The sequence below is a fragment of the Vibrio sp. 10N.222.49.C9 genome, from assembly GCF_041474985.1.
Classification (GTDB): domain Bacteria; phylum Pseudomonadota; class Gammaproteobacteria; order Enterobacterales; family Vibrionaceae; genus Vibrio; species Vibrio crassostreae_C.
This window is the reverse complement of record NZ_JBFRVD010000412.1, coordinates 1-435: the sequence shown is the minus strand read 5'-3', so window position 1 is coordinate 435 and position 435 is coordinate 1. Positions and strand designations below refer to the sequence as shown.

The following is a 435-nucleotide window of genomic DNA, read 5'->3' as shown; positions in this document are numbered from 1 at the left end:
GAAAGCTGAGCTGGATGCAGACGAAGGCGGTATGGAACAAAACCATATCGTAATGACAGATATTGAATGTCCGACGTGTTCTCGCCCTATGGGTATCAGAACTGCGTCAACGGGTGTTTTCTTAGGGTGTTCGGGCTATGCGTTGCCACCGAAGGAGCGTTGCAAAACGACCATTAACCTCGGTGATGAAGATGGAATCATCAACGTTCTTGAAGAAGACCCAGAAACGGCTGCGCTACGTGCTAAACGTCGCTGTCCTATCTGTGAAACAGCGATGGATGCTTATCTAATTGATGATAAGCGTAAGCTTCATGTGTGTGGTAACAATCCAAACTGTGAAGGCTACGAGATCGAAAACGGTGAGTTTAAGGTCAAGGGCTATGATGGTCCTGTTGTTGAGTGTGATAAATGTGGTTCTGATATGGTGTTGAAAAA

The 435-nt window shown here is 46.0% G+C and carries 1 protein-coding gene; it reads left to right on the top strand.

Features of this window, described 5'->3' with window-relative positions; genetic code table 11:
- The coding region (locus tag AB4585_RS23750) for a topoisomerase DNA-binding C4 zinc finger domain-containing protein (protein WP_372171223.1) at positions 1–435 on the top strand (435 nt) is incomplete at both ends.